3 protein-coding genes are annotated in these 2,223 nt (G+C 73.0%); 1 reads left to right on the top strand and 2 read right to left on the bottom strand.

Going from position 1 to position 2,223, the window contains the following annotated elements; all coding sequences use genetic code 11:
• Positions 1-264 precede the first annotated feature (264 nt).
• On the bottom strand, positions 265-624 hold the full coding sequence (locus PROKR_RS24165) for a MerR family transcriptional regulator (RefSeq protein ID WP_036968760.1): 360 nt from the start codon (positions 622-624) through the stop codon (positions 265-267).
• Positions 625-676: 52 nt separating this feature from the next.
• On the opposite strand from PROKR_RS24165, the gene PROKR_RS24160 reads away from it, so the two are divergent.
• Entirely contained in the window at positions 677-1,645 is a 969-nt protein-coding gene (locus PROKR_RS24160) for an aldo/keto reductase (protein WP_036968757.1), read from the top strand.
• 20 nt (positions 1,646-1,665) lie between these two features.
• On the opposite strand, the gene PROKR_RS24155 is transcribed toward PROKR_RS24160, so the two are convergent.
• The gene (locus tag PROKR_RS24155) at positions 1,666-2,130 is read right to left on the bottom strand and encodes an HtaA domain-containing protein (protein WP_036968754.1); all 465 of its coding nucleotides are present in this window, start codon (positions 2,128-2,130) and stop codon (positions 1,666-1,668) included.
• Positions 2,131-2,223 lie beyond the last annotated feature (93 nt).

Here is a 2,223-nt window from a genome sequence, read left to right as displayed (position 1 = left end):
GGCGCGGGGACCGGCGGGAGCTCCGGGGTCGGCGTGGGGGCTGCTGCGGGCCCGGGATCGGTTGACGGGACCGGACCGGGGCCGACGGCCGCTGGCGCGACCTCGCCGACGCCGGGTGCTGGTGACGTCATGCCGGAAAACCTACCAGCGGACCCCGTCGGATCAGAGAAAAGTCCACCCCGACTTACCCGGCTCCAAGTCCCGTTGACCACAGCGGTTGCTGCCACCGTGGCGCCTGAACTGGCAGCAACTGCTGTGGTCGACTCACACGCCCTGATCGCGGTACCAGCGGATCTTCTCCCGGAGGCGCTCCTGCTGGCCGCGGAGCGTGTCGATCGACTCCTGCACCCGCCGGTCGTGCTCCTCCAGCAGCGCGACGCGCGCGGCCAGCGTCGCCTCGTCGAGCGACAGCTCGGCGTACCGCCTGAGGTCCGCGATCGGCATGCCGGTGTCGCGCAGGCAGTGCACCAGGTCGAGCCACCCCAGGTCGTCCTCGGTGTACGTGCGGTGCCCGCCCGACGTCCGCGCGATGGGACGCAGGATGCCCTCGCGCTCGTAGTACCGCAGCGTGTCGATGCTGAAGCCGGAGACCTCGGCGGCCTGCGCGGGCGAATACGTGATCATCCTCAGATCCTCCCCTTGACCTGGAGTGCGCTCCAGGGATTTCGCTGGTCCCATGACCACCACACAACCCACCCCCGCCGAGCGCCTCGTGCTCGGCGCCATGATGTTCGGCACCACCGTCGACGAGACCACGGCGTTCGACCTCCTGGACCGGTTCGTCGACGCCGGCGGCCGCTGGATCGACACCGCCGACTGCTACGCGTTCTGGGCGAGCGAGTCCGGCTACGGCGGCCAGAGCGAGGAGGTGCTCGGCCGCTGGTTCGCGGCCCGCCCCGGTGTGCGCGACCGGGTGCTGCTCTCCACCAAGTTCGGTGCCGAGCCCCGCGACGCCGCGCACTGGCCCGCCTCCCGCACGGGCCTCGCGCACGCCGCGATCCGCGAGCAGATCACGGGCAGCCTGCGCCGCCTCGGCACCGACCACGTCGACCTGGCCTGGGCCCACATGGAGGACCGCTCCGTCCCCGTCGAGGAGACCGCCGACGCCTGCGCGGCCCTCGTGTCCGACGGCGTCGCGGCGCGGATCGGTACATCGAACCACCCGGCGTGGCGCGTCGAGCGGGCGCGCCGGCACGCCGTCGGGCAGGGCAGGGAGCCGTTCAGCGTGGTCCAGCACGCCTACAGCTACCTCCAGCCGCGGCCCGGCACCCTCACGGGCAACCACCGGTTCGGCTGGCTCGACGACGAGCTCGTCGACCTGGTTGCCGTCGAGCACCTGGACGTCTGGGCGTACACGCCGTTGCTGTCGGGCGCGTACGACAACCCGGCCAAGCCGATCCCCGAGGTCTTCGACCACCCGGGCACCACGCGGCGGCTCGGCGTGCTCGACGACGTCGCGGCCGAGCTCGACGCCTCCCGCGGCCAGGTGGTGCTCGCCTGGCTGGCGTCCCGCGGCATCCACCCGATGCTGGGCGGCAGCAAGCCCGCCCAGCTGGACGCGGCGATCGCCGCCCTGTCCCTGCCCCTGACGGAGGCCCAGGCGACCCGGCTCACGTCCGTCGACGTCACCCCGCCCGCCGCCTGACGAGCCGGGGACGGGCGAGGTCAGGAGAGATCGATCGAGACCGGCTCGAAGGGGGTCGCCTCGGGGTAGCTGCCGCCCCAGAGCTTCGCGCCGTCCGCCGTGAGCTCGACCTGCTGCCAGGTCAGGCGGGCGCCGTCGGCCGAACGCTCCGGGGCGCCGGCCAGGCGGAAGGCGACCGTACGCACGTCCGACTCGCGGTCCCGGATCGACATGGTCCAGTCGGCGCCGCCGTCGGCGGGTGCGACGACCTCGATGTCGGCGACCTCGCCCACGAACGAGCCGAAGTGCCCGATGAAGATCACGGAGCCCGTGAACGCGAACGACGAGGAGTCCGCGGACACCTCGGGCGTGCGCTCCGGGTCGAGCGGGAAGTGGAACGAGGCGCCCGTGCCGCCCACGGCGTCGTCCTGCACGATGCGGCCGCCCGGCGCCCCCATCACGTACATCAGCAGGCTTGCCTTGATCTCCCAGTCCAGATGAGCCACGCGAGAACGGTACTCCTACCTGGGGATACGCGCGGCGTCGCCCGGCGGGCGGACGGCGGTCGGACGCCGGCGGGGCGCGCGGGCCCGGTGGTC

The organism is Promicromonospora kroppenstedtii DSM 19349 (assembly GCF_000515355.1).
GTDB classification, from domain to species: domain Bacteria; phylum Actinomycetota; class Actinomycetes; order Actinomycetales; family Cellulomonadaceae; genus Promicromonospora; species Promicromonospora kroppenstedtii.
Note: the sequence above shows the minus strand (reverse complement) of the source record. Positions and strands in the feature narration are given on the sequence as shown.